This window comes from Campylobacter sp. CNRCH_2014_2452 (assembly GCF_025772865.1).
GTDB lineage: Bacteria > Campylobacterota > Campylobacteria > Campylobacterales > Campylobacteraceae > Campylobacter_D > Campylobacter_D lari_D.
The window spans coordinates 1-979 of sequence record NZ_JAKMSX010000032.1; the positions used below are offsets into that span (position 1 = coordinate 1).

Annotated in this window: 1 protein-coding gene; it reads left to right on the forward strand. The window is 28.2% G+C overall.

The window, feature by feature from the left end; translation table 11 throughout:
• A partial coding sequence (locus L8X38_RS08390) for an Ig-like domain-containing protein (RefSeq protein WP_263661770.1) occupies positions 1–979 on the forward strand: 979 nt, incomplete at both ends.

Consider the following 979-nt stretch of genomic DNA (forward strand, 5'->3'; position numbering starts at 1 on the left):
ACTAATCCTATAATTAGTGTAAATACCCTAGGCCAAAACCTCACTAAAACATTAACTTATATAGATGGAACTGTATATACTCCAAAAATAGAATATCCTTCTTATAAAGTCAGTTTTTGGAAAACATTAGATAAAACTATAGATTATGACTCAGATTATGTATTAAAAATAAGCGGTTTATTACCAAATTCAACCATTGATAATATCAGTGGAAGTAAAGGAGTAAAAGCTAAAAAAGAAAGCTTTAATGTTAATGATAAAGGTGAAGCTACTTTAGAATTTAGTGGTATTAGTGATTATAGTGTTAAAGATATTGCTATTAAGTTTAATTATATGAAGACAAGAACAAGTAAAATAGAGTTTGCTGCAGATAAAATTAAGCTTTATCAAAGAGAATTAAAATTTGAAGGGGATAAAACAATATACACCGAAGAAAAAGCACAAGCCAATATCACGCTAAAAGATGGTAAAAAGGGTGCTAAAGTAGAGTGGAATATAAGTGGAGACGCTACTTTAAATGATCATGATACAACATTTAATTCTAGTGGTGAAGCTAAAGCAACTATTACTTCCAAAGCTCCATTTAAAGATAACCCTGTAATTAATGTAAATACTATTGGACAAAGTGTTAGCACTACTATTACTTATGTAGATAAAGAATATATTCCTAGTATTATTTATCCTAGCTATAAGGGTTATAAGCAAACCATAGAATTAAATCAAGATTTTCATCTTGAGGTAAGTAATTTAATCCCGAATACAGAAATTGAAATATATCATGATTTTTTATCAGCGGCTAAACCAAAGCAAGATCATGTTAGAGTAAATTCTAGTGGTAAGGCTACTTTGGAATTTTATGGAGTATCGAATCCATTGTGTAGTAATTTCAATATTCAATTTAAATATATGAAAACAAAAAATAAGTCAGCGGATTTTTTTACAGATGAAATTTATATATATAAACAGCTTACCTTGATTG